Annotated in this window: 24 protein-coding genes and 1 pseudogene; 20 read left to right on the plus strand and 5 right to left on the minus strand. The window is 68.0% G+C overall.

The genetic code is table 11. The features are described 5' to 3' along the window. Window positions 1-55 precede the first annotated feature (55 nt). Window positions 56-658 carry a TIGR00730 family Rossman fold protein gene (locus OWC43_RS11610; protein ID WP_393956803.1) on the plus strand — a complete coding sequence of 201 codons (603 nt, stop codon included), beginning with the start codon at window positions 56-58 and terminating at the stop codon, window positions 656-658. 176 nt (window positions 659-834) lie between these two features. Here OWC43_RS11610 and rpsD read toward each other — a convergent pair whose 3' ends face one another. Next, window positions 835-1,452: a 30S ribosomal protein S4 gene (rpsD, locus tag OWC43_RS11615; protein ID WP_137827170.1), complete on the minus strand. Its 618-nt coding sequence runs from the start codon at window positions 1,450-1,452 to the stop codon at window positions 835-837. 292 nt (window positions 1,453-1,744) lie between these two features. Between rpsD and OWC43_RS11620 the strand changes: the two genes are divergently transcribed. Next, the gene (locus tag OWC43_RS11620; protein ID WP_393956804.1) at window positions 1,745-2,941 is read left to right on the plus strand and encodes a lytic murein transglycosylase; all 1,197 of its coding nucleotides are present in this window, start codon (window positions 1,745-1,747) and stop codon (window positions 2,939-2,941) included. A gap of 475 nt (window positions 2,942-3,416) precedes the next feature. On the opposite strand, the gene rplS is transcribed toward OWC43_RS11620, so the two are convergent. Then, complete coding sequence (rplS, locus tag OWC43_RS11625) at window positions 3,417-3,818, minus strand: 50S ribosomal protein L19 (protein ID WP_137827168.1); 402 nt, start codon at window positions 3,816-3,818, stop codon at window positions 3,417-3,419. 337 nt (window positions 3,819-4,155) lie between these two features. Here rplS and OWC43_RS11630 point away from each other — a divergent pair, with 337 nt between their 5' ends. From OWC43_RS11630 to OWC43_RS11645, 4 genes are all read left to right on the plus strand, one after another. After that, on the plus strand, window positions 4,156-4,725 hold the full coding sequence (locus tag OWC43_RS11630; RefSeq protein WP_137827167.1) for a NifU family protein: 570 nt from the start codon (window positions 4,156-4,158) through the stop codon (window positions 4,723-4,725). 198 nt (window positions 4,726-4,923) lie between these two features. Further along, on the plus strand, window positions 4,924-5,604 hold the full coding sequence (tsaB, locus tag OWC43_RS11635) for a tRNA (adenosine(37)-N6)-threonylcarbamoyltransferase complex dimerization subunit type 1 TsaB (RefSeq protein ID WP_137827166.1): 681 nt from the start codon (window positions 4,924-4,926) through the stop codon (window positions 5,602-5,604). Beyond that, window positions 5,601-6,122 carry a GNAT family N-acetyltransferase gene (locus OWC43_RS11640; RefSeq protein WP_137827165.1) on the plus strand — a complete coding sequence of 174 codons (522 nt, stop codon included), beginning with the start codon at window positions 5,601-5,603 and terminating at the stop codon, window positions 6,120-6,122. The genes tsaB and OWC43_RS11640 overlap by 4 nt, the downstream gene beginning before the upstream one ends. 19 nt (window positions 6,123-6,141) lie before the next feature. After that, window positions 6,142-7,014, plus strand: a complete 873-nt coding sequence (locus OWC43_RS11645; RefSeq protein ID WP_393956805.1) for a lysophospholipid acyltransferase family protein — start codon at window positions 6,142-6,144, stop codon at window positions 7,012-7,014. A gap of 29 nt (window positions 7,015-7,043) precedes the next feature. On the opposite strand, the gene OWC43_RS11650 is transcribed toward OWC43_RS11645, so the two are convergent. Continuing rightward, window positions 7,044-7,484, minus strand: coding sequence for an MEKHLA domain-containing protein (locus OWC43_RS11650; protein ID WP_393956806.1), 441 nt, complete (start codon window positions 7,482-7,484; stop codon window positions 7,044-7,046). Window positions 7,485-7,610: 126 nt separating this feature from the next. Between OWC43_RS11650 and OWC43_RS11655 the strand changes: the two are divergent. After that, a pseudogene (locus OWC43_RS11655) lies at window positions 7,611-8,312 on the plus strand (radical SAM protein); the annotation flags it as partial. A 235-nt stretch (window positions 8,313-8,547) separates the two neighbouring features. Next, entirely contained in the window at window positions 8,548-9,414 is an 867-nt protein-coding gene (locus tag OWC43_RS11660) for a hypothetical protein (RefSeq protein ID WP_393956807.1), read from the plus strand. 568 nt (window positions 9,415-9,982) lie between these two features. Here OWC43_RS11660 and guaB read toward each other — a convergent pair. Further along, window positions 9,983-11,476, minus strand: coding sequence for an IMP dehydrogenase (gene guaB / locus OWC43_RS11665; protein WP_137827821.1), 1,494 nt, complete (start codon window positions 11,474-11,476; stop codon window positions 9,983-9,985). A gap of 473 nt (window positions 11,477-11,949) precedes the next feature. Between guaB and OWC43_RS11670 the strand changes: the two genes are divergently transcribed. From OWC43_RS11670 to murC, 3 genes are all read left to right on the plus strand, one after another. Continuing rightward, window positions 11,950-13,116 (plus strand): FtsW/RodA/SpoVE family cell cycle protein, encoded by a 1,167-nt coding sequence (locus OWC43_RS11670; protein ID WP_393956808.1) that lies wholly within the window; start codon window positions 11,950-11,952, stop codon window positions 13,114-13,116. Further along, a complete protein-coding gene (gene murG, locus OWC43_RS11675) occupies window positions 13,113-14,225 on the plus strand; it encodes an undecaprenyldiphospho-muramoylpentapeptide beta-N-acetylglucosaminyltransferase (RefSeq protein ID WP_393956809.1) in 1,113 nt (370 codons plus the stop codon). The genes OWC43_RS11670 and murG overlap by 4 nt, the downstream gene beginning before the upstream one ends. Window positions 14,226-14,364: 139 nt before the next feature. Further along, window positions 14,365-15,771, plus strand: coding sequence for a UDP-N-acetylmuramate--L-alanine ligase (gene murC / locus OWC43_RS11680; protein WP_137827824.1), 1,407 nt, complete (start codon window positions 14,365-14,367; stop codon window positions 15,769-15,771). 16 nt (window positions 15,772-15,787) lie between these two features. Here murC and OWC43_RS11685 read toward each other — a convergent pair whose 3' ends face one another. Further along, a complete protein-coding gene (locus OWC43_RS11685; RefSeq protein WP_393956810.1) occupies window positions 15,788-16,177 on the minus strand; it encodes a helix-turn-helix domain-containing protein in 390 nt (129 codons plus the stop codon). On the opposite strand from OWC43_RS11685, the gene OWC43_RS11690 reads away from it, so the two are divergent. From OWC43_RS11690 to OWC43_RS11730, 9 genes are all read left to right on the plus strand, one after another. Then, window positions 16,170-16,487, plus strand: coding sequence for a hypothetical protein (locus OWC43_RS11690; RefSeq protein WP_393956811.1), 318 nt, complete (start codon window positions 16,170-16,172; stop codon window positions 16,485-16,487). The genes OWC43_RS11685 and OWC43_RS11690 overlap by 8 nt on opposite strands. A 1-nt stretch (window position 16,488) precedes the next feature. Next, entirely contained in the window at window positions 16,489-17,421 is a 933-nt protein-coding gene (gene murB / locus OWC43_RS11695) for a UDP-N-acetylmuramate dehydrogenase (RefSeq protein ID WP_393956812.1), read from the plus strand. Window positions 17,422-17,453: 32 nt separating this feature from the next. Next, window positions 17,454-17,684: an AbrB/MazE/SpoVT family DNA-binding domain-containing protein gene (locus OWC43_RS11700; RefSeq protein ID WP_393956813.1), complete on the plus strand. Its 231-nt coding sequence runs from the start codon at window positions 17,454-17,456 to the stop codon at window positions 17,682-17,684. Between the two features lie 373 nt (window positions 17,685-18,057). Beyond that, the gene (locus OWC43_RS11705) at window positions 18,058-18,981 is read left to right on the plus strand and encodes a D-alanine--D-alanine ligase (protein ID WP_137827828.1); all 924 of its coding nucleotides are present in this window, start codon (window positions 18,058-18,060) and stop codon (window positions 18,979-18,981) included. Then, window positions 18,948-19,889, plus strand: coding sequence for a cell division protein FtsQ/DivIB (locus OWC43_RS11710; RefSeq protein ID WP_137827829.1), 942 nt, complete (start codon window positions 18,948-18,950; stop codon window positions 19,887-19,889). The genes OWC43_RS11705 and OWC43_RS11710 overlap by 34 nt, the downstream gene beginning before the upstream one ends. Before the next feature lie 71 nt (window positions 19,890-19,960). Continuing rightward, on the plus strand, window positions 19,961-21,283 hold the full coding sequence (ftsA, locus tag OWC43_RS11715) for a cell division protein FtsA (RefSeq protein ID WP_393956814.1): 1,323 nt from the start codon (window positions 19,961-19,963) through the stop codon (window positions 21,281-21,283). A 110-nt stretch (window positions 21,284-21,393) separates the two neighbouring features. Continuing rightward, on the plus strand, window positions 21,394-23,163 hold the full coding sequence (gene ftsZ / locus OWC43_RS11720; RefSeq protein ID WP_393956815.1) for a cell division protein FtsZ: 1,770 nt from the start codon (window positions 21,394-21,396) through the stop codon (window positions 23,161-23,163). A gap of 337 nt (window positions 23,164-23,500) precedes the next feature. Next, window positions 23,501-24,448, plus strand: a complete 948-nt coding sequence (lpxC, locus tag OWC43_RS11725; protein WP_393956816.1) for a UDP-3-O-acyl-N-acetylglucosamine deacetylase — start codon at window positions 23,501-23,503, stop codon at window positions 24,446-24,448. A gap of 164 nt (window positions 24,449-24,612) precedes the next feature. Then, window positions 24,613-25,491: an outer membrane protein assembly factor BamD gene (locus OWC43_RS11730; protein WP_137827833.1), complete on the plus strand. Its 879-nt coding sequence runs from the start codon at window positions 24,613-24,615 to the stop codon at window positions 25,489-25,491. Window positions 25,492-25,579 lie beyond the last annotated feature (88 nt).

Here is a 25,579-nt window from a genome sequence, read left to right on the forward strand (position 1 = left end):
TCCGTGCGTATGGCGCGGGCGAGTGCTTGGCGGTTTCCCAACGCGGGGGCGCCTGATGGATCGTCTCACATCCGTCTGCGTCTATTGCGGCTCCGGCTTCGGTGGTGATCCGGCCTTCGCGGAAGCCGCACGCACCCTCGGCACGGCTTTGGGGCAAGCGGGCATCAATCTCGTCTATGGCGGCGGCAATGTCGGCCTGATGGGCACGGTCGCTCAGGCGGCCCTTGAGGCGGGCGGCCACGTCACCGGCATCATTCCGGACTTCCTGAAATCGCGCGAGCGCATGCTGGACGCCATTCAGGAGACCATCGTGGTCTCCGACATGCACACGCGCAAGAAATTGATGTTCGACCGCGCCGACGCCTTCGTGGCCTTGCCCGGTGGCATCGGCACCCTCGAGGAACTGGTGGAGCAGATGACCTGGGCGCAGCTCGGGCAGCACGCCAAGCCGATCCTGCTCCTCTCGGTGAATGGCTTCTGGGATCCGCTCATCACCCTGCTCGACCACATGCGCGGCCACGGCTTCATCCGCGAGGGCCTCGATCTCAATTACCTCGTCGGCGACGATCCCGCCGCAGCGGTGGAAATGCTGCGCAAGGCGCTCGCCCAGGCGGAGCCGGCCCCGCAATCCGAGGCCCTGATCGCCAAGCGCTTCTGAGAACGACGCCCTGCGACGGCAGACCTCCGTTCGGATTTCTGCTGCGCGACTTCGTCCAGTCCCAGGCGATGGCCGAGTGTTCTCGGAGAATTTCGACGACCCACCGCATCGCCCGAAACGAGAAAGGGCCGCCCCGAGGGGCGGCCCTTTCCGCATTCGGACGAGGTCCGAAGCGTTTAGCGCGAGTAGAACTCGACGACGAGGTTCGGTTCCATCTGCACCGGGTACGGCACCTCGGACAGACCGGGGATGCGGGTCACGCGGGCGGTCATCTTCTGGTGATCGACCTCGATGTAGTCGGGCACGTCGCGCTCGGCGAGCTGCGAGGCCACCACGACGATCTCGAGCTGACGGGAGGCTTCCTTCACCTCGATCAGGTCGCCGACCTTCACTTGGTAGCTCGGGATGTTGACCCGGCGACCGTTGACCTTGACGTGGCCGTGGTTGACGAACTGACGCGCGGCGAACGGGGTCGCGACGAACTTCGAGCGGTACACCACCGCGTCGAGGCGGCGCTCCAGCAGGCCGATCAGGTTCTCGCCGGAATCGCCGCGCAGGCGGATCGCCTCGGCGTAGTAGCGGCGGAACTGCTTCTCGGTGATGTTGCCGTAATAGCCCTTGAGCTTCTGCTTGGCGCGCAGCTGCGTGCCGAAGTCGCTCATCTTGCCCTTACGGCGCTGGCCGTGCTGGCCGGGGCCGTATTCGCGGCGGTTCACGGGGCTCTTCGGGCGGCCCCAGATGTTCTGGCCCATGCGGCGATCGAGCTTGTGCTTCGCCTGGACGCGTTTGGACATTCGCTGTTCCTCTGGAACAAGATACGTGAGGAACGCGCCCTCCTTTTCCTCTTCGGCCGGAGCTGTCCGAGGACGACAGAGCGGACGTTGCCGCTCGCGGGTGCGCATGAAAACGACGCGGGGCCCCGCTGAGGAGCCCCGTTCGTCCGCGCCTGCTAGACGAGAAGCGGCCCTGCGTCAATTCGAGAGGATGGTCCGATTGCCAGGGACGAGACCGCGTCACCCTTCGTTAACCCTCGTGTCGCCTGAATCAGGCTCGAAGACGCATCCGATAAGCCGGAGACACCGGACCATGCCGACGCCGACCGTTCGCGCCAGCCTGATCGCCATGGCCCTCGCCGCAGGGCTGTCCGCCATTCCGGCACGCGCCGACTTCCAGTCTTGCCTCGCCGGCATCCAGGCGCAGGCGGCGGGCGCCGGGGTCTCCGCCCAGACGTTCCGGGCCGCCACGAGCGGCATCGTCTACGACGACAAGGTGATCGAGCTGTCCCAGGCCCAGCCGGAGTTCAAGACACCGATCTGGGACTACATGTCGGCCCTGGTCGACGAGGAGCGGGTCGAGGACGGTCGCGCGGCGATGCGCCAGCATGCCCAGGCCCTCGCGAACGCGGAGGCCCGCTACGGCGTCGATCGCCACACCATCGCGGCCGTCTGGGGCGTCGAGTCCAATTTCGGCAAGAATCTCGGCAAGATGCCGCTGGTGCAATCGCTGGCCACGCTGGCCTGCTCGGGCAATCGCCGCCGCGACTTCTTCCGCGGCGAATTGATCGCGACCCTGAAGATCATCGAGCGGGGCGACATCGAGGCCTCGCGGCTGACCGGCTCCTGGGCCGGCGCCTTCGGCCAAACCCAATTCATGCCGACGACCTACCAGAGACTGGCGGTCGACGGCGACGGCGACGGCCGGCGCGACGTGGTCGATTCCGTGGCGGATGCGGTGGCCTCGACCGCCAATTTCCTAAGGGTCGCCAAATGGTCGAACGGGCAGCCCTGGGGCTACGAGGTGAGGCTGCCGCGCGGCTTCAACGTCGCGGCCGCCGGCCGCAAGAACAAGCATGCGGTCGGCCACTGGACGTCCCTCGGCGTCACCCGCGTCGATGGGCGCCCGCTGACGGGGGAGGGGCCTGCGGGCATCATCGCCCCCGCCGGCATCGACGGTCCTGCCTTCCTCGTGACCAAGAACTTCGACGCGATCTACTCCTACAACGCCGCGGAATCCTACGGGCTCGCCATCGCCGTCCTGTCGGACCGCCTGCGCGGACGCCCCGGCGTTCAGGCCGAGTGGCCGACCGACGACCCGCCGCTGTCGCGGGCCGAGCGCCGTGATCTGCAATCGCGCCTGATCGCCCGCGGCTACGATGTCGGCGAACCGGACGGCAAGGTCGGCGCCAAGACCCGCGACGCGATCAAGGACGTGGAGCGCCAGCTCGGTATGCCGGCCACCGGTCGACCGGGTGGCAAGGTCCTGGCGGCGCTACGGCGGGGGTGATGCTGCGGGCTCGGCTTCGGCTGAGGGTCCAGGCAGCGTTCGAACCGGTCGTCCCGGCATTCTACCAGGGATCCTGTCGCCCTGACGGCAAAGCGAGCCCACGATCGAGTCCCGGCCGCCTCTAGCCATGACCCAGGGTGCATGACGTTGCGCGGCCTGGCTACCTGCCAGGCCGCGTCCGCCCCCATTCTGGCGGGAGGTGAAACCGGACCGGCTTTGAGACGACGTTCTGGGTCTGAGGCGAAATCCTGAGCAGCCCCGAAGACCTCACGCTATATAAGTTGGTGAGGGCGGCTACTCAGTTGGAAAGGGAAAGCCGCCTCGTCCATCTTCCCGCAATCCGAAGATCGGTCCACGTGGATGAGAGCGCAACCTGATCCGCGATGCCGATGATCGGCGACGGGCAAAAACAAAAAACCCGCCCCGAGCATCTCGGAGCGGGCCTCGATCGGATCGGCGCGATACGCCGAAACGATTACTCGGCGGCGGGAGCCGCCTTCTGAGACTTGGCAGCCTTCTCGGCGCGGTCGCTGCGCTCGACGATACGGGCCGACTTACCGCGACGGTCGCGCAGGTAGTACAGCTTGGCGCGACGGACCTTACCGCGGCGGGCCACCTTGATCGAGTCGATCATCGGGGAGTGCACGGGGAACACGCGCTCCACGCCCTCGCCGTAAGAGATCTTGCGAACGGTGAAGTTCTCGTTGAGGCCGCCGCCGGCGCGGGCGATGCAGACGCCCTCGTAAGCCTGGACGCGGGTGCGCTCGCCTTCCTTCACCCGGACGTTGACGATCACGGTGTCGCCCGGCTCGAAATCCGGAATGGTCTTGTTGAGGCGGGCAATCTCTTCCCGCTCGATCTGCTCGATGATGTTCATGGTAAGCTCCTGCCGTTGCGCCCGTCCGGCGAGGGCCGGGCGTCAGGATTTCGGCATCCTGTTGTGAGTTGGGCCGCGCTGTATCCGATGTCGTCCGCTTTGTCGATGGCCTCGCCCCGATCGTCGGGATACCCCTGCCGCGGCCCCGATCCGGCTTCGTCGCGAGAAGCCGCGCATCGATCGGTGCCAGCTCCGGTGACGGTGCTGCGCCTGCACCCGCAGTTGAGAATCCGTCCCGTCCGGTCCACATGGGAAGCGGAGGCGGATCGCCCGACGCGACTCGCCACCGTTCCCGGCCGGCCTTGAACCGGCGCCAGCGGACGAGGATTTCTGAGCCATGTTCATCCAGACCGAAGCCACACCGAACCCCGCAACCCTGAAGTTCCTGCCCGGCCGGGTGGTCTTGCCCGAGGGAACCTTCGAAGCCCGCGACGCGGACAGCGCCGAGCGCTCGCCCCTGGCCTCCGCCCTGTTCGCGGTGCCCGGCGTGTCCGGCGTCTATTTCGGGCACGATTTCATCTCGGTCACGAAGGCCGAGGGCGTGAATGAGTGGCCGCAGGTGAAGCCCGCCGTGCTCGGGGCGATCATGGATCACTTCCAGTCGGGCCGCCCGGTCCTCGCCGCGGGCGCGGTTCTCGAAGAGGACGACACCACCGACGAGTTCTACGACGAGGCCGACCACGACACGGTGGTGACCATCAAGGACCTGCTCGAGACCCGAGTACGGCCGGCCGTGGCGAGCGACGGGGGCGACATCACCTTCCGGGGCTTCCGCGACGGTATCGTCTACCTCGAGATGAAGGGTGCCTGCTCGGGCTGCCCGTCCTCCACGGCCACACTCCGGCAGGGTGTGCAGAACCTGTTCCGCCACTTCCTGCCCTCGGTCCGCGAGGTTCAGGCGGTCTGATAACGGCCCCTGGCTCCACGGCAACACCCGCGCGGCTTCCTGGGGAGGCCACGCGGAGATGCGCTGACGCGGCCGATCGTTTCGGCTTAGAGTGACGGACCGGGCGCCTGCCGATCCACGGCGGGCGCTGCGGAATCGAGACCTTGGGACGACGATCCGGCGGACCGACGACCAGCCGCCGTCGATGGGTGTGACGGATTGCGGATTCTTGCCATCGATACGGCGCTCGACGCCTGCGCCGCCTGCATCGCGACCGACGCGAGCGACGATTTGCTGGCCGAGGAATCCATGCCGCTCGCCCGCGGCCATGCCGAGGCCCTGCTGCCGCTGATCGAGCGGGTGATGGCGCGGGTGGACGGCGGCTTCTCCAGCCTGTCGCGCGTCGCGGTCACCGTCGGCCCCGGAAGCTACACGGGGTTGCGGGTCGGCCTGTCCGCGGCGCGGGCCGTCGGGCTCGCAGCGGGCATCCCCGTGGTCGGAGTCACGACGCTCTCGGCCCTGCTCGCGCCGCAACTGGCGCTCGACGGTGAGGCGTTGATCGTCGCGGCCATCGATGCCCGCCACGGCGCCCTCTACCTGCAGGCCATGAGCGTGGCCGAGGGCGTGGTCATCCCGCCCCGCCATCTCTCCATCGCCGAGGCGGTGACCCTGCTCGGGCACCGACGGACCATCATCACCGGCACCGGGGCTGCGGCGCTCGCGTCGGCCGCGGAGGCGGCGGGCCTGCCCGTCGAGATCGCCGCCACCGGCGCGCCGCAGATCGCCTGGGTCGCCTCGCTCGGCCTCGTCGCCGATCCGGCACAGGCCCTGCCGCGCCCCCTCTACTTGCGAGGCCCGGACGCTCGGCCTCAAGACCATGCCAGGATCGCGCGGGCATGAACCGGCCGCTCTCCCCGTTCTGGGCCCTCGATTGGTGGTCGGCATGGTGGGACGCCTGGGGCGCGACGCCCTATGTCGCTCCCCTGCGGGACGCTGGCCAGGCCGCCGCCTTGGAGGCCTTGCATGCCACCGCCTTCGCCCGCCCCTGGGCGGCCCATGAATTCGAGCGGCTGCTGTGCGAGCGCTCGACCGAGGCGCATGCCCTGCGGCGCGGCGGCTCGGTGATCGGCTTCGTCCTCTCGCGCAAGGCGGCGGACGAGGCGGAGATTTTGACCATCGTGCTGGCACCCTCCGCCCGCGGCGGCGGCCACAGCCACCGCTTGCTGCGCGAACACCTGACCGCGCTCGCCTTCGCCGGCATCCGCACGGTTCATCTCGAGGTCGACGAGGGCAACGCCCCGGCGCTCAAGCTCTACACGCGGGCCGGCTTCGTGAAGATCGGCGAGCGCAAGGGCTATTACCCGCTGCCCAACGGCAACAGGGCCACGGCACTCACCATGAGCGCGGCGCTCGCGTGATCGGCCCGTCCCTCGTCCGATGACCCGGCTCGGCATCGGCCTGCGTCTGGCGGTGCAGGCGCTAGCTTTCCTGCTGGTCATCGTCCCGCATATGGTGAGCCTGAAGTTCGGGCGTGGACGACTCGCCGCGCGCATTCCGGTCTGGTTTCACCGCCTGTTCCTGCGCCTGTTCTCGGTGCGGGTGACGCAGAGCGGCACGCCGCCGCCTCCGGGCGAGCCGGCCCTCGTTCTCGCCAATCACGTGTCCTGGCTCGACATCGTCGCCCTGGGTTCGTTGCGCCCCCTCTCCTTCGTGGCCAAATCCGAGATCGAGGGCTGGCCGGTGATCGGCGGGCTCGCCAAGCTTCAGCGCACGGTCTTCATCGAGCGGGCCAAGCGCGCCGCCACCGCCCAGGTCAACGCCACCGTCGGGCAGCGCCTCGCCTCGGGCGATCTCATTGTGCTGTTCGCCGAAGGCACGACCGGCGACGGCCTGCACCTTCTGCCGTTCCGCTCTTCCCTCGTCGGGGCCGCCCGCGCGGCGCTCGCGGCGGAAACCGGCGGCCTTGCCCGCATCCGGCTGCAGCCCTTGGCGCTCAGCTATCCGCGCCGCAACGGGCTGCCGGTGACGCGGGCGGAGCGGCCGGAGGTGGCGTGGTACGGCGACATGGAGCTCGCGCCCCATCTCGGCCTGTTCGCCACCCGGGGGCCCATCGACGTTCACATCGCCTGGGGTCCACCGATCGCGTTCGACGCGGCCACCGACCGAAAGCTGGCCACGGCGCAAGCCGAATCGGCGGTGCGGCAGGCTCTGCGCGAGACGCGGGGCGGCACGTCCCCGGCGCGACCGACGCGTCCGGCACCGGCTCACGAGGGTGCGGATGTCTCGGCGCCGGGTGTCGCTGCGATCTGAGCGGAAAGACCGATCCGCGAACGGTTCGCTCACACCGCGATCGGAAACGTGGCCGCCTGCCCATGGATGCGTCCCGCCGCATCGACGAGTTGCCACACCACCCCGTCCGTGATCGGGAAACGCCGGCCGGATTGAGCGATCCGCACGCCGCGGTAATCCGCGACGAATCCATCGCGGGCGACGGCGTCGAGCAGGCGTTGGCGCTCGGCCCGTTCCGGCGCCTCCGCCGACAGTCGCGAGGGCATGCCGATGATGTCCTGCCAATCGTAGCCGAAGGCGGCCTGCGCCGCGCGATTGGCATAGACGAAGAGCGGATCGGCCGAGGTGTCGTGGGCGAGCACGGCGAAGGGCGCCGCCGCGTAGAGCCAGGCCGCATCGGCCGTCTCGTCCGACACGAGCGGGCGCCCGACGAGGCGGCGATAACTGCCGGTCAGCAGGGCGAAGAAGGCGGAATCGTTCTGCAAGTTCACGGGTCAGGCCTTCACAATCGGCGGGAGCATCGTCCTTCGGGCGTAAGCGTGCTAGAGGGCGCGGCAGTCGAGTCCATACCGCTTCGAACAACGACACCGCCCGAGCCGGCGGCAGGGTCTGCGATCTTGAAGAAAGCCTACGTCAAATCCTACGGCTGCCAGATGAACGCCTACGACGCCGGCCGCATGGCCGACGTGCTGGCGGCCGAGGGGTATGCCCCCACCGAGACGGTGGAAGAGGCCGACATCGTCGTCCTCAACACCTGCCACATCCGCGAGAAGGCCGCCGAGAAGGTCTATTCGGAACTCGGTCGCCTGCGCGTCCTCAAGGGGGAGCGCGCGGAAGCCGGCCAGGAGACCCGCATCGTCGTGGCAGGCTGCGTCGCGCAAGCCGAGGGCCGCGAGATCTTGTCCCGTGCGCCGGCGGTGGACGTGGTGGTGGGCCCGCAGAGCTATCACCGCCTGCCCGACCTGCTGCGTCAGGCCCGCGAGGGCCGCGTCGTCGACACCGAGTTCCCCCTCGAGGACAAGTTCGATCACCTGCCGGCCCGTCGCAACCGCGGCGTCACCGGCTTCCTCACCGTGCAGGAAGGCTGCGACAAGTTCTGCGCCTTCTGCGTCGTGCCCTATACCCGTGGCGCCGAAGTCTCGCGCTCGGTCGCCGCGGTGGTCGAGGAAGCGCGCCGCCTCGTCGAGGGCGGGGTTCGCGAGATCACCCTGATCGGCCAGAACGTCAACGCCTATCACGGAGACGGCGCCGACGGCGCTCCGGCGACGCTCGGCGCGCTGATGGATGCCCTGGCCGCGGTGCCGGGCCTCCTGCGAATTGGCACAGACGGTCGGCGGCGCACCTTCAGCGCCGCGTCCAGCCCGATCCGGGCGGGTTTTTCTTGAAATCACTGCTTGTAACGGCAATTGTTAAGTATCGGCGACGGTAGAGGTTGAAGAGAATCACGCGCTGCGTAATTTGCCTTGGATGCCGAACCTCCCGGAAGCTAAGGTCAAATTGCCAAGCCTCCTGCTACCCGCAGCTGGGTGCTGGCCGGTTGATCGGAGATGATCGGTGCGCGCACTCAATATCTTGGCGGCAACCCTGTTTGCTTCGCTCCTTCCCTCCCTGGCCCACGCGGCGCCGCGCGAGCCGTTCGAGGTCGTAAAGGGTTGGGAGGTCGAGCGGACGATCGGCGATACCGGTCCCAATCCATGCTTGATGACGTATGCTTACGAGGACAAGGATGACAACAACGCCGTGAACGCGGTGGTCTTCGCCCTCGACAGCAACAAAGCAACCCTCGTGTTGGTCTATCAGGGTTGGAATTTCGACAAGGACGAGGCGGTGAAAGTGCCCCTTTTCCTTGACCGGAAGGCGATCAAGACCAAGGCGACGTGGACCGGTGATGATAAGACGCTCCGAGCGCAGTTTCCGGATAGCCTCGTTCCCGACCTGCTCGCCGCAAAAACCGTGATTCTGCGGTTCGATGACGGCGACGCTGATTTCCGGATACCGGATTTCGCCGCCGGCTACGAAGCGCTTCGGCGGTGCGATGCCGCTCCGGCGAAGGCGGCCCCGAAGGCTGCGACGCTCGCCCTTCCCGCGCCGTCTTCTCCCTCCGAAGCCCGGATCGCCACCTATGTGGTCGGTCTCGCCGTCGAGCGCGTCCTCAAGGAATGCGACGTCCGTTCGACGGGCCGTCAGCGCACAGCCGTCGAGGGCCGGATCGCCGCTCTCCAGCCTGAGATGGCGCCCATCGAGGCGACCTTGCGCAGCGAATTGCAGAAGAAGGGCTTTTCCTGTCCCCCCGCAGACAAGGAGCCCGATTTCCAGGAGGTGATGGGGCGCTTCATCGATCTTTCGCCCGACGCCTTCGCTGCGACTATGGAGCAGAAGGTTGGAGCGGAGAAATCCGCAGACGCCACTCCTAAGCCGTAGCGTTCACGGGACGAAAGAACGGCTGATTTCTCGATATCAGCTCGAACAACAAGGTCTGTCGAGACGAGCTGAACCATAAGTCAAATAAAGGCTGGGATCTTCAACGCAGGTGAATGATCTCGATCCACCCTTCGTGCGATAAGGAACTCAGACCGGACCTCGTTCCGGTCTGACCCCGGTGGCTTGATCGTGCTTGGCCGCCGGGGCCGGTTTCTCCCGAGACTTCAGCTCCGCGGCCACACGGCGCGCGGAGCATTTTTTGGTCAAAATCGCTGATCCACATCAACGCGTCGCGAAAGGCGCAGGACTACTCTTCGTCCCGAGCGAGGAGGCGACGATGATCGGGCAGGACCCTTCGGATCCACTCAGCGACCGGGAACTTTGGGTGCCGTACATTCTCGGGGCGCTGCTCGCCTTCGAGGGCATGATCCTCGTGATCAGCCTGATCTGGCTGTGATCGACGCACCGATCCTCACGGCATCCGAACATCGCCGCCCCCCGATGGATGCGCGGCGATGTCGGTGGTCGTATCCGGCACCGGTTCCTCTCGGAGACCGGTGCTGCGTCCTCACGCACGGCTTGGATAGTTCGGGCTCTCGCGGGTGATCGTCACGTCATGGACGTGGCTTTCCCGGAGTCCGGCATTGGTGATGCGCACGAACTGGGCCCGCTCCTGGAAATCCGGCACCGTCGCGGCGCCGACATAGCCCATGGCGGCGCGCAGACCGCCGGCGAGCTGATGCAGCACGGCCGCCACCGGGCCCTTGTACGGCACCTGTCCCTCGATGCCCTCCGGCACGAGCTTGTGGGTGTCGTTGACCTCCGCCTGGAAGTAGCGATCGGCCGAGCCGCGGGCCATGGCGCCCACCGAGCCCATGCCGCGGTAGCTCTTGTAGGAACGGCCCTGGTACAGGAAGACCTCGCCCGGTGCCTCGTCGGTACCCGCCAGCAGCGAGCCCAGCATCGCCACCGAGGCGCCCGCCGCGATCGCCTTGGCCAGGTCGCCCGAGAACTTGATACCGCCATCGGCGATCACCGGAACATCGGCCCCCTGAGCGGCCTCGACCGCCTCCATCAGGGCGGTCAATTGAGGCACGCCGACGCCCGCGACGATGCGGGTGGTGCAGATCGAGCCGGGGCCGATACCGACCTTGATCGCATCCGCGCCCGCATCGATCAGCGCCCGGGCGCCCTCGGCCGTGGCGACGTTGCCGGCGATGATCTGCACCGCGTTCGAGAGCTGCTTCACCCGGGCGACGCTGTCGAGCACCTTGCGGGAATGGCCGTGTGCGGTGTCGACGACGATGACATCGCAGCCGGCATCGATCAGCCGCTCGGCCCGCTCGAACCCGGAATCGCCCGTCGTGGTCGCGGCGGCGACCCGGAGGCGACCCTGCTCGTCCTTGACGGCGCTCGGATAGGCGACCTGCTTCTCGATATCCTTGACGGTGATCAGACCGATGCAGCGATAGTGATCATCGACCACCAGCAGCTTCTCGATGCGGAACTGGTGCAGCAGGCGCTTGGCCTCGTCCTGCGTCACGCCCTCGCGCACCGTGATGAGCCGATCGCGGGTCATGAGTTCGGCGACGGGCTGGCCGGTATTGGTCGCGAAGCGCACATCGCGGTTCGTCAGGATGCCGACGAGCTTTCCGCGCGAACCGTTGGGGCCGCGCTCGACCACCGGAATGCCGGAGATCCGGTTCTTCTTCATCACCTCGAACGCGTCGGCCAGCGTCTCGTCGGGGTGAATGGTGATCGGGTTGAGCACCATGCCCGATTCGTACTTCTTGACGAGGCGGACCTGCTCGGCCTGCTCGGCCGGCTCGAGATTACGATGGATGACGCCCAGCCCGCCATTCTGCGCCATGGCAATGGCCATCGGTGCCTCGGTGACCGTATCCATCGCCGAAGCGATGATCGGCAGATTGAGGCGGATCGTGCGGGTCAGCCGCGTCGCGACGTCGACTTCCGTCGGCATCACGGAGGATGCGGCAGGGCGCAGCAACACATCGTCGAAGGTGAGGCCCTCGATGATCGAATCTGCGCTAATACGGGCCATGAACCAACTCCGGTGACGAAGAAAGCGCCGGGCCGAAGCGTTCGGCCAGCGGGATCGGGTTGGCAGGGGCCAGTATCACGCGGCGCGGCCTGCGCCTAGCGGCGCACGCGCGCACATGTGCATGGCTGGCCGGATGTTTTTCGCTGGCCGCCGGTTTCTGTTGCCGCCGCCGCCGTTCCGAAGGCTCTCTCATCCCTAGAAGCGTCTATCGACGGTACGGATGCGATTTCGTGTGAGATTGCGCGTCAGGAGAGAGCTTTAGGGTCTTCGACCGAGAGCGACCCGATCACCTGCAATCCCGACGCCGAGGCCGTTCTGGGCATCGGACAGGTTCTGCCACCGCCGGCTTCGTCCACATCTGCGGACGGTTTAGCCTCCCGGGCAACAGACCGTTAACCCTTACGCTCCACGATCTGGGCGGGCCGCCCGTGTCTCGTTGCGGGAAAGCATGGCCCCGGAGACGAGCCCCCGCCATGATGTCGCGCGCCGAACGCAGCCCCCTGGCCGATTGGTGGTGGACGGTGGATCGCGGCCTGCTCGCGGGCCTCGGCTGCCTGATGGTGGCCGGCCTCGTCTTCCTGATGGGCGGCGGGCCGCCGGTGGCCGAGCGAATCGGACTGCCGACCTTCTACTTCCTGAACCGCCAAGCGCTCTATCTCGCGCCGACGATCCTGCTCATCATCGCCGTCTCGTTTCTGTCCGTGCGCCATATCCGCCGCTTCGCGCTGGTGACCTGGCTCGTCGGCGTGGCGCTCTGCATTGCGGCGGGAAAGATCGGCCCGGAGATCAAGGGCGCGCATCGCTGGATCCAGTTCGGTTCCTTCGGCCTCCAGCCCTCCGAATTCGTGAAGCCCGCCTTCGTGGTGGTGGCGGCCTGGGCGTTCTCCGAAGGGGCGCAGCGCCGCGATATGCCCGGCGGGCTGCTGGCGATCCTGCTCCTGCCGGTCACCATCGTTCCGCTGATCCTCCAGCCGGATTTCGGCCAGACCATGCTGATCACGATGGTGTGGTGCGCCCTCTTCTTCGTCGCCGGCCTGCACTGGTTCTGGGTGGCGGGTTTGGGCGCCCTCGGCCTCACTGGCGTGTTCGCCGCCTATACTTTCCTTCATCACGTGCGCGAGCGCATCAACCGGTTCATGGATCGCGATTCGGGCGACAGCTTCCAGGAATTCTGGTCGCGGGAGTCCTTCAATTCCGGCGGTTGGTTCGGCACCGGACCGGGCGAAGGCGTGGCCAAGCGTCACCTGCCCGATGCGCATACCGACTTCATCTTCTCCGTCACCGGCGAGGAATTCGGCGTGCTGGTCTGCCTGGGCCTCGTGGCGCTCTTCGCCTACATCGTCATGCGCGGGCTCAAGCTCGCGCGCCGCACCGACGACACCTTCGCGAGGCTCGCCATCACCGGTCTGACCACCCTGTTCGGCCTTCAGGCCTGCATCAACATGGCCGTGAACACGCAGCTCATGCCGGCCAAGGGCATGACCCTGCCGTTCGTCTCGTATGGCGGCTCGTCGCTGATCTCGTTGGCGCTCGGCATGGGCTTTCTCGTCGCGCTGACCCGCAAGCGTCCGCGCACCACGGTGATGAGCCAGCGTCCGCCCGGCACATTGCCATCGGCGGTTCCGGGGATCATGCAGTGACCGTTTTCATCCCCCTGGTCCTGGTCTGCGCGGGTGGGACGGGCGGACATCTGTTTCCAGCCCAGAGTCTCGCCCACGCCCTGAAGGAGCGCGGCATTCGCGTCGCGCTCGCCACCGATGCGCGAGTCGATTCCATCGCGGGCGATTTCCCGGCGGATGAAATCGTCACCATCGCCTCGGCGACGCCCTCGGGCCGCTCGGTGCTGCGGCGGGCCAGTGCCTTCGCGACACTCGGGCGCGGCTTCGGGCAGGCGGCGCGCGCGGTGCGCCGGCTCAACCCGGCCGCCGTCGTCGGATTCGGCGGTTACCCGACCGTTCCGCCGATGCTGGCGGCTCAGCTTCTCAAGGTGCCGACGATTCTGCACGAGCAGAACGCCGTGATGGGTCGGGCCAACGGTTTCCTCGCCAAGGGCGCCCGCGTCATCGCCACCGGGTTCAAGGAGGTGCGGGGCGTACCGGAGAAAGCGACGGCGCGCCGCGTGCATACCGGAAACCCGATCCGCCCGGCGGTGCTCGCCGTCGCCGACGCGGCCTATCCGGCCCTCGATGCGGATTCTCCGCTGCGCCTTCTCGTCTTCGGTGGCAGCCAAGGGGCTCGCGTGATGAGCGAGGTCGTGCCCGCGGCGCTCGAGAAGCTGCCGGGCGATCTGCGAGCCCGCCTTCATCTCGTTCAGCAGGCCCGGCCCGAGGATCTGACGGCGGTACAGAACCGCTTTCTCGCCATGAAACTCGGCGGGATCGAAGCGGCACCCTTCTTCAAGGATCTGCCCGGTCGCATGGCCGCCGCGCATCTCGTCGTGGCACGTTCGGGCGCCTCGACCGTCTCGGAACTCGCCGCGATCGGCCGACCGGCGATCCTGGTACCCCTGCCGGGCGCCCTCGATCAGGATCAGGCGGCCAACGCCGCGACATTGGCCGGGATCGGTGCGGCTCTGTCCATCCAGCAGAGTGCCTTCACGCCGGATCGCCTCGCCGCCGAACTCGTCGATTTGTTCGGCGCGCCCCGGAAATTGACCCAAGCCGCGGCGGCGGCCAAAACCGCCCGCATCCTCGACGCCGCCGACCGCCTCGCCGCTGTCGTCGTCGAGACGGCCGCCGCATCATCCTAGGTGCGACAGGTCCACTGGACCCGTCGCGTCCGGCGGACGATCGCCGCCCCGCGATCGCGGGGGCGGATCGCGCACCGGCGCGATCCGATCAAGAGTTCATCGGGGCCCGCTTGCGCCCAGGTCCGCGAAGGTTCGTGACATGAAGCTGCCCGAAAAGCTCGGCCCCATCCACTTCATCGGCATTGGCGGCATCGGCATGTCCGGCATCGCCGAGGTGATGGCCAATCTCGGCTACACGGTGCAGGGCTCCGACGCGAACGACAACGCCAATGTCCGCCGCTTGTCCGAAAAGGGCATTCGCACCTTCGTCGGCCACCGGGCCGAGAACGTCGAGAATGCGGCCCTCGTCGTGGTCTCGACCGCGATCCGCCGGGACAATCCGGAATTGGTCGAGGCCCGCGAGCGCCGCCTGCCGGTCGTGCGCCGCGCCGAGATGCTGGCCGAGCTGATGCGCTTCAAGTCCTGCGTCGCGGTGGCCGGCACCCATGGCAAGACCACGACGACCTCGCTCGTGGCGACCCTGCTCGACGCCGGCAACCTCGATCCGACCGTGATCAACGGCGGCATCATCAACGCCTACGGCACCAATGCCCGCATGGGTGCGGGCGACTGGATGGTGGTAGAGGCCGACGAGTCCGACGGCACCTTCCTGAAGCTGCCGGCGGATGTGGCCATCGTCACCAATATCGACCCCGAGCATCTCGATCATTTCGGCTCGTTCGACGCCATCAAGGACGCCTTCCGGCGCTTCATCGACAACATCCCGTTCTACGGCTTCGCGGTGATGTGCATCGATCATCCGATCGTGCAGGACCTCGTCGGCCATATCGAGGACCGGCGCATCATCACCTACGGCGAGAACCCGCAGGCCGACGTGCGTCTCCTCGACATCGACCTGAAGGGGGGGCAGAGCCGCTTCCGGGTGATGATCCGCGATCGTCGCCCCGGCTTCCGCCTCGAAATGCAGGATCTCGTCCTGCCGATGCCGGGCAAGCACAACGCGCTGAACGCCACCGCGGCTCTGGCGGTGGCCCACGAACTCGGGGTCTCGGAGGACGCGATCCGCAAGGCGCTCTCGGGCTTCGGCGGCGTCAAGCGCCGCTTCACCCGCACCGGCGAGTGGAACGGCGCCACGATCTTCGACGATTACGGCCATCACCCGGTGGAGATCGCGGCGGTGCTCCGCGCGGCCCGCGCCTCGACCGAGGGCAACGTCGTCGCCGTGGTCCAGCCGCACCGCTACACCCGGCTGCAATCGCTGTTCGAGGATTTCTGCACCTGTTTCAACGACGCCGACACGGTCATCGTCGCTCCGGTCTACGCGGCGGGCGAGGCGCCGATCGAGGGCTTCGACCGCGATTCGCTGGTGGCTGGCCTCAAGTCGCGCGGCCATCGCGACGCGCTGGCCTTGAACGCGCCGGACGATCTTGCCGGGCTGGTTGCCGGCCGCGCCCAGCCGGGCGACTACGTCGTGTGTCTCGGCGCGGGCACGATCACCCAATGGGCCTACGCGCTGCCGGGGGAGCTGGCAGCGCTGAAGGGGTGAGTAGTGTGAGCCGGTCTCACGCCTCGGCCGGCTCCGGCATCAGATCCTCGGCATCCACGCCGAGGATTGTTGCGAATCGCCCGTTGAGCGCGGGATCGGCCAAGCGCTCACCTCGCTCGATCGCTGCGAGCCAATCCGACCGGATGGGCGCTGCCTGCGCCAGCGCGTTCGCCGTCATGCCGCGCCGCTCGCGCCAGAAAGCCAGTGGGCTCGGCGCGGCGCGCAGGGCATCGAGGTCGGCCTCATCCAGCAACTCCTCGGTGCCGGCCTGCAGGCGCGCTTCGGATGCATCGACGGAGCGGGCATCGAGCGAGTCCTCGGCGAGTTCTGGCAGCCGCTCGAATTCCGCCTCAGGCAGGATCACGATCGCCTCGCCCAACGGGGTTTGGGTGCGCACGATGGTCATCGGGCTCGTCCTATCCATAGATCGAGCCCCGCGGGCCGATCTCGTGGACAATGATCCGATCCGGCTCGATGGTGAAGACCGCGCGCCAATCGCCGACCCGCAGGCGGTAGCGTTCCGCCCCGCCTTTCAGCGCTTCGATGTTTTTGGCGAGCGCGGATGGGTCGTTGGCGAGCTGACGGAGCTTGCCGCGGATCAATTCCTCGCTATTGCCGGCATCCGGCTCAAGACGCGCGCGGCGGCGCGGGTGAAGACCACGCTCCTGCCCAAACCCGCCTCCCGTCGATACCGACCGCTTCAGGCGATAGGCTAGCATGACTTCGAACCTCACCGACGCCATCCGCGCCGCCGCGCCGAATCTGCGCGGCCGTCTCCTCGAGAATCAATCGCTCGCGGATCTCACGTGGTTTCGCGTCGGCGGGCCGGCGCAGGTGCTGTTCAGCCCGGCGGATGAGGAGGATCTCTCGGTCTTCCTGGCCGCCCTCGACCCGGCCGTGCCGGTGACGGTGATCGGCCTCGGCTCGAACCTGATCGTGCGCGACGGCGGCATTCCCGGCGTCACGATCCGGCTCGGCGGCAAGGCATTCGGTTCGATCGAGATTGACGGAGACTCGATCCGCGCGGGCACCGCCGTGCCGGATATGCGCCTCGCCAAGGCCGCGGCGGAGGCCTCCCTCGACGGCCTCGCCTTCTTCCGCGGCATCCCCGGCTCGGTCGGCGGGGCGCTGCGCATGAATGCGGGCGCCCATGGCGGTGAGACGACCGACGTGCTCACGCAAGTGCGCGGCATCGATCGGACGGGGGCGGCGCGCAGCTTCACCCATGCCGAGATGGGCTTCCGCTACCGCCATTCCTCGGCACCGGACGACGTGATTTTTACGGGAGCCACCTTCCGAGGCCGGGCCGGGAACCGCGAAGCGATCGAGGCCGAAATGGATCGGGTCACCGCCGCCCGCGAGGCCGCCCAACCGATCCGCGAGCGCACTGGCGGCTCGACCTTCAAGAATCCCGAGGGCGGCAAGGCCTGGCAGCTCATCGACGCCGCCGGGTGCCGGGGGCTGACCCGGGGCGGTGCCCAGGTCTCGGAGATGCATTGCAACTTCCTGATCAACCGTGGCGGCGCCACGGCCGCCGATATCGAGGGCCTCGGCGAAGAGGTCCGCCGCCGGGTGCGCGAGACGGCGGGCGTCGAGCTGCACTGGGAGATCAAGCGGATCGGTGTCGACCCCACCCAAGCAGACCGGTAAGATGTAAGACGTAGAGCCAACCGAGCAATTTCGTGTCGCAGCCTGTCCGCACCGCCTATTCCAAGCTGTCGGTGAAGAGCCAGACGGTTCTGCCCGCCGAACTGCGCGAGCGACTGAGCATCGGGCCGGGTGACCGGGTGCGCGACCTGTTCACACCGGACGGCGTCCGCATCGATAAGGCGCCCGCCGAGGGCGAGGACCCGTTCGTCGCCTTCACCGAATGGGGTGGTCCCATCGACGACGCTGATTATGCCGATCTCTAGCCCCTCGTTCCGGGCCGGCACCGTCGTCGTGCCGTTTCCTTACTCGGACCGGCTGGCAGAGACGCGACGCCCTGCCGTGGTGATCTCGGGTGAGGCGGTCGGTCGAGCGGGCTTCGTGTGGATCGCCATGATGACGAGCGCACGCAACCGACCCTTTGGCCGACGATTGGCCGATCCACGATCTCGCAGCGACGGGCCTCGTCGTCCCCTCCGTGGTCCGGCCGGTGAAGATCGCCTGCATCGAGCCTTCGCGGATCCTGCGCGCCGTCGGTGCTCTCCCCACTGCGGCGACTGACGACCTGTGCACGCGCCTGCGCGCCCTTATCGGTCCTTCCTTCCTATCCCTGACCCTCACGACGCCCGGAGCCACCCCATGTCCAAGCACGTCGCCGTCCTGATGGGCGGCTGGTCCTCCGAGCGGGAGATCTCGCTCCGCTCCGGCACCGCCTGCGCCCGAGCGTTGGAAGGGGAGGGGTTTCGGGTGACGCCGGTCGATGTCGGGCCGGACATCGCCACCGTGCTGACCGCGCTCGCCCCCGACGTGGCGCTGAACGCGCTGCACGGACCGGCCGGCGAGGACGGGACGATCCAGGGTCTCTTGGAGATCCTGAAGATCCCCTACACCCATTCGGGCGTGCTGGCCTCGGCGCTCGCCATGCACAAGGAGCGTGCCAAAACGGTCATGAAGGCGGCCGGCGTGTCCGTTCCGGAGGGGCGCGTCGTTAACCGTCATGATGCGGCGAAGTCACACCCATTAACTCCTCCCTATGTCGTGAAGCCCATCGCCGAAGGCTCCTCGATGGGGGTCATCATCGTCCGCGAGGAGCGCTCGCATCCGCCCCAGATTCTGGCTTCGGACGCCTGGACCTACGGCGAGGAAGTCCTTGCAGAGACTTACGTTGCCGGCCGCGAGCTGACCTGCGCCGTGATCGGTGACCGGGCACTGGGCGTGACCGAGATCAAGCCGGTCTCGGGGGAGTGGTACGACTTCGACGCAAAGTACGCCGGAGGGGGGTCGATCCACGTCCTTCCGGCGGACCTTAAACTAAATGTTTACCAGCGTGTCCAAGAGTTGGCGTTAACGGCGCATCAAGCACTGGGATGCCGTGGCGTCAGCCGTGCCGACCTACGTTACGACGATACGCCGGGGGGAACCGGCGCCCTCGTCGTGCTGGAGGTCAACACGCAGCCCGGCATGACCCAGACGAGCCTTGTGCCGGAGATCGCGGCCCATGCGGGCCTGAGTTTCGGTGAACTCGTCCGATGGATGGTGGAGGACGCTTCTCTCAGCCGCTGAACGCTTCCGGTCTCGGAAGCGGCGGAGCCCCCACGGGGTTCCGGCTGCGGCTGCCCCGGGTTCTGCGGCGGTTCTCCTCCGCCCGGCGCCTGCGCGCGGCTGCGCCGATCGAGCAGCGGGTTCCGCGGCTCGCCGGCACGGCCCTGATCTCCGGTCTGGCCGGTGCCGTCGCGCTCGCCGGTTTCGTGGCGAGCGGACGCTACGACGCCTTCACGGCCGAGCACGGCCGACCGCTCGACATTCTCGCCCGCATCGCCGGCTTCGGCGTCGAGCGCGTGACGATTTCCGGCATCTCGCGGATGTACGAGCGCGAGGTGCTGAGCGCCGCCGGGATCGACTGGCGCTCCTCCGTCCCCTTCCTCGATCTCGACAAGGCCCGCGAGCGCCTGCTCGCCGAGCCGCTGATCGCCAGCGTCTCCGTGCGCAAGATCTATCCGAACGAGATCGTCATCAATCAGGTCGAGCGGGAGCCCGCCGCCCTCTGGCAGCGCAACGGCGAGATCCAGGTGATCGCCGCCGACGGCACCGTGATCGACGAGATGCGCGACGAGCGCTACGTCAACCTGCCCCTGGTGGTCGGGGAGGGGGCCAATGCCCGCCTTCCGGAATATCTGGCGATGATCGAGGCCGCCGGGCCGCTGGGCGCGCGCATCAAGGCCGGCACCTTCGTGTCCGGACGACGCTGGACCCTCAAGCTCGACGGCGTCGACATCCGCCTCCCGGAGACCGGGGCGGCCGACGCGCTGACCCGTCTGGTGCGGATCGAGCGCGAGAACCGCATCCTCGAGAAGGACATCATCGCCGTCGACCTGCGCATGGCCGACCGCGTCGTGGTGCGCCTCACGGAGGAGGCGGCCGCCGCCCGCGCCGAGAGCCGCAAGAAGCCGAAGAAGGGCACGCCCACATGAGCACGCCCCGTACGGCCCTTCGTTCCGCCCTTCGCTCCGTTTCCCGCCGCGTTTCCGCAAAGTAGCGTCCGATGCAGACCCCCCACTGCCTCACGCCGCGCCTGAAGCCGCTCTCCGCCCGCCGGAGTGCGACCATGTCGGTGCTCGATATCGGCACCAGCAAGGTCGTGTGCCTCATCGCCGAATTGCAGCCCGCCGAGGCGGTCTCGACTCTGCGCGGGCGCACCCATCTCGCCCGCATCATCGGCATCGGCCATCAACGCTCCCTAGGGCTGAAGGGCGGCGCCATCGTCGATCTCGAAGCCGCCGAAGGGGCGATCCGTCAGGCGGTCCACGCCGCCGAGCGGATGGCCAAGGCCGAGGTCCAATCGGTCATCGTCAATATCTCCGGCGGCCGCCTCGCCTCGCAGCATTTCGAGGCGCGGGTGAACGTCCGCTCCGGCACCGTCACCGGCGCCGATGTCGAGCGGGTGCTGGAGAGCGCGAGCGCCCACGGCGTGAGCCCCGGACGCGCCGTGCTCCACGCCCTGCCGACCGGCTACGCGCTGGACGGCCAGGGAGCGGTGATCGACCCGTCGGGCATGATCGGCGACGCCCTCGGGGTCGATCTCCATGTCGTTACGGCGGAGGCGGCCGCGGCCCGCAACCTGATGCTGGCGGTCGAGCATTGCCATCTCGGCGTCGATGCCGTGATCGCCACCCCCTATGCTGCGGGCCTCTCGGCCCTCGTGGACGATGAGGCGGAACTCGGCTGCGCGGTCGTCGATATGGGCGGCGGCACCACCAGCGTCGGCGTCTTCACCGGCGGCCATCTCGTCCATTGCGACGCAGTCGCGGTCGGCGGTCACCACGTCACCATGGACATCGCCCGCGGCCTCTCGACCCGCGTCTCGGTCGCCGAGCGGCTCAAGACCCTCTACGGCTCGGCCATCGCCACCGCGTCCGACGAGCGGGACATGATCGCGGTCCACGGCGTCGGCGAGGACGAGGGCGAGGCACCCTCGCACGTCCCGCGCTCGCAGCTGGTGCGCATCGTCAAGCCGCGGGTCGAGGAAGTCCTCGAACTCGTTCGCGACCGCCTGCGCAACGCGGGCTTCGGCGCTCAGGCCGGCCGCCGGGTGATTCTGACCGGCGGCGCCAGCCAACTCGTCGGCATGCCCGAGACGGCACGGCGCATCCTGCAGGGACAGGTTCGCATCGGCCGTCCGCTGGGGATCCGCGGCCTGCCGGAGGCCGCGAAGGGCCCGGCTTTCTCGGCCTCGGTCGGAATGCTGGTCTACCCGCAGGTCGCGCATGCGGAGCATTTCGAGCCGCGGGGGCAGGGCGCCTTCGCCGGCACGGGAACGGACGGATACTTCTCGCGGGTCGGTCGCTGGATCCGCGAAAGTTTCTGAAGAACGACCCGCCCGGCCGGAAGGTGAAGGGCGGCACAGACATCAGGGCAGGCGTCCCCAGGGCGTCGATCAGGCAATCGCTTAAAGCAGTCACGAAGGGCACGACCACCATGGCCATCTCTCTTCAGGCACCCGACATCCGCGAGCTCAAGCCCCGCATCACCGTCTTCGGCGTCGGCGGCGCCGGCGGCAATGCCGTCAACAACATGATCGAATCGGGCCTTCTCGGCTGCGAATTCGTCGTGGCCAACACGGATGCCCAGGCCCTGACCTCGTCGAAGGCCGAGCGCGTCATCCAGATGGGCATCGGCGTCACGCAGGGCCTCGGTGCCGGCTCGCATCCGGAAGTCGGCTCGGCGGCCGCCGAGGAGGTGATCGACGAGATCCGCGATCAGCTCTCGGGCGCCCACATGGCCTTCATCACCGCCGGCATGGGCGGCGGCACCGGCACCGGCGCGGCCCCGGTCATCGCCCGCGCGGCACGTGACATGGGCATCCTGACGGTCGGCGTCGTGACGAAGCCGTTCCAGTTCGAGGGCATGCGCCGGATGCGCACCGCCGAAGCCGGCATCCAGGAGCTTCAGGCGGCGGTCGATACCCTGATCGTCATCCCGAACCAGAACCTGTTCCGGGTCGCCAACGAGAAGACCACCTTCGCCGACGCCTTCGCCATGGCCGACCAGGTGCTCTACTCGGGCGTCGCCTGCATCACCGACCTGATGGTGAAGGAAGGCCTGATCAACCTCGACTTCGCCGACGTCCGCGCGATCATGCGCGGCATGGGCAAGGCGATGATGGGCACGGGTGAGGCCTCTGGTGAGAACCGCGCCAACCGCGCGGCGGAAGCCGCCATCGCCAACCCGCTTCTCGACGACGTGTCGATGAAGGGCGCCCGCGGCCTGCTGATCTCGATCACCGGCGGCAGCGACCTTACCCTGTACGAGCTCGACGAGGCCGCGACCCGCATCCGCGAGGAAGTGGATCAGGACGCCAACATCATCCTCGGTGCCACCTTCGACGAGAGCCTCGACGGCATCATCCGCGTCTCGGTGGTCGCCACCGGCATCGAGCCGGCGCTGATCTCGGCCGATTCGCCGAACAACCCGGAAATCGCCCAGACCGAGCAGCGCATCGCCGAAGTCGCCGAGCGTCTGCGTGCCGAGGCCCGCGCCCGGGCGTCGGCCGCGCTCTCGCCCGCCAGCCAGACCGCCGCGCCGCTCCACGTCCAGCGTCCGGCCCCCGAGCCCCTGCGGGTCGAGCAGGCTCCGGCGCCCCGTCCGGTGATGCCCGAGGCGACAGCGCCCGAGCCCGTGCGCGCCGAGACCTTTCGTCCCGAGCCGGCCCCGATGATGCACCATCATGACGTGATGCTGACTCAGGCGCCTGCCCGCGTCGCCGCCCCGGCCTACGAGCCGCCGGCCCCGGCCGCCCCGATCCAGGAGACGGCTTCCCTCGGTGCCGGCCCCTACGTGCCGCCGCGTCCGCAGCTCGCCCGGCCCCCGCGCATGCCGCAGATCTCGGACCTGCCGCCCCACACCCAGGCGCAGATTCTCAAGAGCCGCGGCGATGAGCAGGCGCCCGAGCCCGCCCAGGACTCCAAGCGCATGACCCTCCTGCGCCGTCTCGCCACCGTCGGCTTCGGCGGTCGCCGCGAGGAGGCCGAGGCCGCCCCGATGCCGCCGGCCCCGCGCGCCGCTGCCCCGGCGCCGACGATCCCGGCCCCGCGGGTCGAGCACGCGGTCCGCGCCCCGGCGCCCCAGGCGCCGCAATACCGCCCGGCTGCCGGCAATCTCGATCCCCAGGGTCGTGCCATGCCGCCGCGGATGATGGAGGACGATCAGCTCGAGATCCCCGCCTTCCTCCGTCGTCAGGCGAACTGAAACCAGCCCGGCTGACGGCCTGACGCATCGCGTCAGGCGTCACTGGGACATTTCCGCCACAGACCCGGGACCGGAAGGTCCCGGGTTTAGCTGCTTGTTAAGACATTGGTGCTCAACTGTTTTTCAATGTTCGTGGCAAAACCGTGGCTGTAACAGACCGTAAGAATCCGTGATTTGGCCGGTCTGTGCACCGCAGTTATACCACCTGCGGAACGACAGAAGGCGCGAACGGCGGCTACAGCCGGAGCGCTCGCAGTGGCTTCAAGCAGCGGACGGACTTCTCGCATCGCGCCAGATTCAAGGGTGCGCGGGAAGGATCCTGGCCGAGGGCTAAGGTATGCGGACGAACCAACAAACAACGATCAAAGCGTCCGTGACCCTGACCGGCATCGGCGTCCATTCCGGGAACCCGGCGGAGATCACCCTCCACCCCGCACCCGCCAATCACGGTATCGCCTTCCTCCGCACCGGAACGCCCACCGGCAACGACCGGCTCATCAAGGCCCACTACGCCTGCGTTTCCGCCACCGAACTCTGCACCGTCATTGGCGATAACGAGACCGGCGCGGTCGCCACCATCGAGCACCTGATGTCCGCCCTTTACGGTCTGGGCGTCGACAACGTCCTCGTCGAGATCGACGGGCCCGAGATGCCGATCCTCGACGGCAGCGCCCGCCTCTTCGTCCAAGCCATCGACGGTGTCGGTCTCAGCCCCTGCGGCGCAGCGCGCCGCTGGATCAAGGTGCTGCAGCCGGTCCGGATCGAGGTCGGTCGCGCCTTCGCCGAACTCCGCCCGATCGATCGCGGCTTCCGCCTCGACGTGGAGATCGACTTCGAATCCCCGGTGATCGGCCGCTCGCGCAAGGCGATGGACCTCACCCCGGCCGCCTATCGCCGCGAGATCGCGGGCGCCCGTACCTTCGGCATGATGAAGGACGTCGAGCGCTACTGGAAGGCCGGCTTCGCCCTCGGCGCCTCCCTCGACAACACGGTCGCCGTCGGCGAGACCGCCGTCGTCAATCCCGAAGGCCTGCGCTACCCGGACGAGTTCGTCCGCCACAAGCTGCTCGATGCCGTCGGCGATCTCGCCCTGGCCGGCCTTCCGCTCCAGGGTGCTTACCGCTCCTATTGCGGCGGTCACCGCATGAATGTCGGCATCCTCCAGGCCCTGTTCGCCGACCGCGCGAACTACGCCATCGTCGAGGGCCAGAACACCCGCCGCGAGCCGGCCCGTGCCGAGTACGGCGCCGCCCTAGGCCTCGCCGCCTTCGCCGCCGAACTGTAACCGGCAAGACACAGGTCCGCTGCTCCGGCGCTGCACACGGGATTCCTTAACATCTCGTGGGAACCTGCCGCTTTCGCGCCAGAATCGGACCCCAACGCTAGAGCCTGCGCGTAGGACGCGTGCCCCCTCTCGGGTGGCCCGTGCCTGACAGGGATTTGACCGCGATGCCTCTGACCTTCCCGACCCGTGGCGCGATGGCGGCCGTGCTCCTCAGCCTCGGCGTCGGCCTCGGCGGCTGCGATGCCCTCGATCCGACCAACCTGTTCGCCGAGAAGTACAAGCCCGAGGCGGTTCCGGACACGCCGGCCGACAAGCTGTACAGCGACGGCTTGGCGAAGATGGAAGACCGCGACTTCGAAGGCGCTTCCAAGACCTTCGATCAGCTCGACAAGCAGTACACCTACTCCGACTGGTCGCGCCGGGCACTGCTGATGACCGCCTACTCGAATTACGAGGGCGCGAAGTACGACGACGCGATCACCGCCTCGAAGCGCTATCTTCAGCGCCATCCCGCCAGCAAGGACGCGGCCTACGCGCAGTACCTGATGGCGATGTCGCAGTATAAGCAGATTCCGGACGTGACCCGTGATCAGGAGCGCTCGGAGCGCGCCCTCGTCGCGCTGCAGGAACTCGTCCAGAAGTACCCGAACTCCGAGTACACCAACGACGCCAAGTCGAAGATTCAGATCACCCGCGATCAGCTCGCCGCCAAGGAGATGGAGGTCGGTCGCTTCTATCTCGAGAAGCGGTCCTTCCCGGCGGCGATCAATCGCTTCCGCGACGTGATCTCGAAGTATCAGACCACCCGCCACACCGAGGAGGCCCTCGAGCGCCTCGTCGAGGCCTATATGGCGCTCGGCATCACCGCCGAGGCGCAGAATGCGGCGGCCGTGCTGGGCCACAACTTCCCGGACAGCCCGTGGTACAAGGACGCCTATGCGCTCCTGCAGACGGGTGGCCTGGAGCCCCGCGAGGAGAAGTCCTCCTGGCTCAGCCGCGCGTTCCGTACCGTGACCGGCCAGAAGACCGCATCGGCCAACTGAGTCGGATCGGCGCAGATCGAAGCGAAGGGCGCGGCGCGGGCCGCGCCCTTCGCTTTTTAGGGTGAAGTCCGGCGCGTGCCGCCGTATG

Source organism: Methylorubrum sp. POS3, from assembly GCF_043352485.1.
Lineage (GTDB): Bacteria > Pseudomonadota > Alphaproteobacteria > Rhizobiales > Beijerinckiaceae > Methylobacterium > Methylobacterium suomiense.

Excerpts from the sequence above, each read along its gene's own strand:
- ftsA (WP_393956814.1), top strand. The coding sequence starts at position 19,961 with ATGCAGACCCCCCACTGCCTCACGCCGCGCCTGAAGCCGCTCTCCGCC.
- guaB (WP_137827821.1), bottom strand. The coding sequence starts at position 11,476 with ATGGCCCGTATTAGCGCAGATTCGATCATCGAGGGCCTCACCTTCGAC.
- lpxC (WP_393956816.1), top strand. The coding sequence starts at position 23,501 with ATGCGGACGAACCAACAAACAACGATCAAAGCGTCCGTGACCCTGACC.
- ftsZ (WP_393956815.1), top strand. The coding sequence starts at position 21,394 with ATGGCCATCTCTCTTCAGGCACCCGACATCCGCGAGCTCAAGCCCCGC.
- OWC43_RS11640 (WP_137827165.1), top strand. The coding sequence starts at position 5,601 with ATGAACCGGCCGCTCTCCCCGTTCTGGGCCCTCGATTGGTGGTCGGCA.
- rplS (WP_137827168.1), bottom strand. The coding sequence starts at position 3,818 with ATGAACATCATCGAGCAGATCGAGCGGGAAGAGATTGCCCGCCTCAAC.
- OWC43_RS11670 (WP_393956808.1), top strand. The coding sequence starts at position 11,950 with ATGATGTCGCGCGCCGAACGCAGCCCCCTGGCCGATTGGTGGTGGACG.
- OWC43_RS11610 (WP_393956803.1), top strand. The coding sequence starts at position 56 with ATGGATCGTCTCACATCCGTCTGCGTCTATTGCGGCTCCGGCTTCGGT.
- murB (WP_393956812.1), top strand. The coding sequence starts at position 16,489 with ATGACTTCGAACCTCACCGACGCCATCCGCGCCGCCGCGCCGAATCTG.
- rpsD (WP_137827170.1), bottom strand. The coding sequence starts at position 1,452 with ATGTCCAAACGCGTCCAGGCGAAGCACAAGCTCGATCGCCGCATGGGC.
- OWC43_RS11705 (WP_137827828.1), top strand. The coding sequence starts at position 18,058 with ATGTCCAAGCACGTCGCCGTCCTGATGGGCGGCTGGTCCTCCGAGCGG.
- OWC43_RS11620 (WP_393956804.1), top strand. The coding sequence starts at position 1,745 with ATGCCGACGCCGACCGTTCGCGCCAGCCTGATCGCCATGGCCCTCGCC.
- murC (WP_137827824.1), top strand. The coding sequence starts at position 14,365 with ATGAAGCTGCCCGAAAAGCTCGGCCCCATCCACTTCATCGGCATTGGC.
- OWC43_RS11630 (WP_137827167.1), top strand. The coding sequence starts at position 4,156 with ATGTTCATCCAGACCGAAGCCACACCGAACCCCGCAACCCTGAAGTTC.
- OWC43_RS11730 (WP_137827833.1), top strand. The coding sequence starts at position 24,613 with ATGCCTCTGACCTTCCCGACCCGTGGCGCGATGGCGGCCGTGCTCCTC.
- OWC43_RS11645 (WP_393956805.1), top strand. The coding sequence starts at position 6,142 with ATGACCCGGCTCGGCATCGGCCTGCGTCTGGCGGTGCAGGCGCTAGCT.
- OWC43_RS11690 (WP_393956811.1), top strand. The coding sequence starts at position 16,170 with ATGGTCATCGGGCTCGTCCTATCCATAGATCGAGCCCCGCGGGCCGAT.
- OWC43_RS11710 (WP_137827829.1), top strand. The coding sequence starts at position 18,948 with ATGGATGGTGGAGGACGCTTCTCTCAGCCGCTGAACGCTTCCGGTCTC.
- OWC43_RS11685 (WP_393956810.1), bottom strand. The coding sequence starts at position 16,177 with ATGACCATCGTGCGCACCCAAACCCCGTTGGGCGAGGCGATCGTGATC.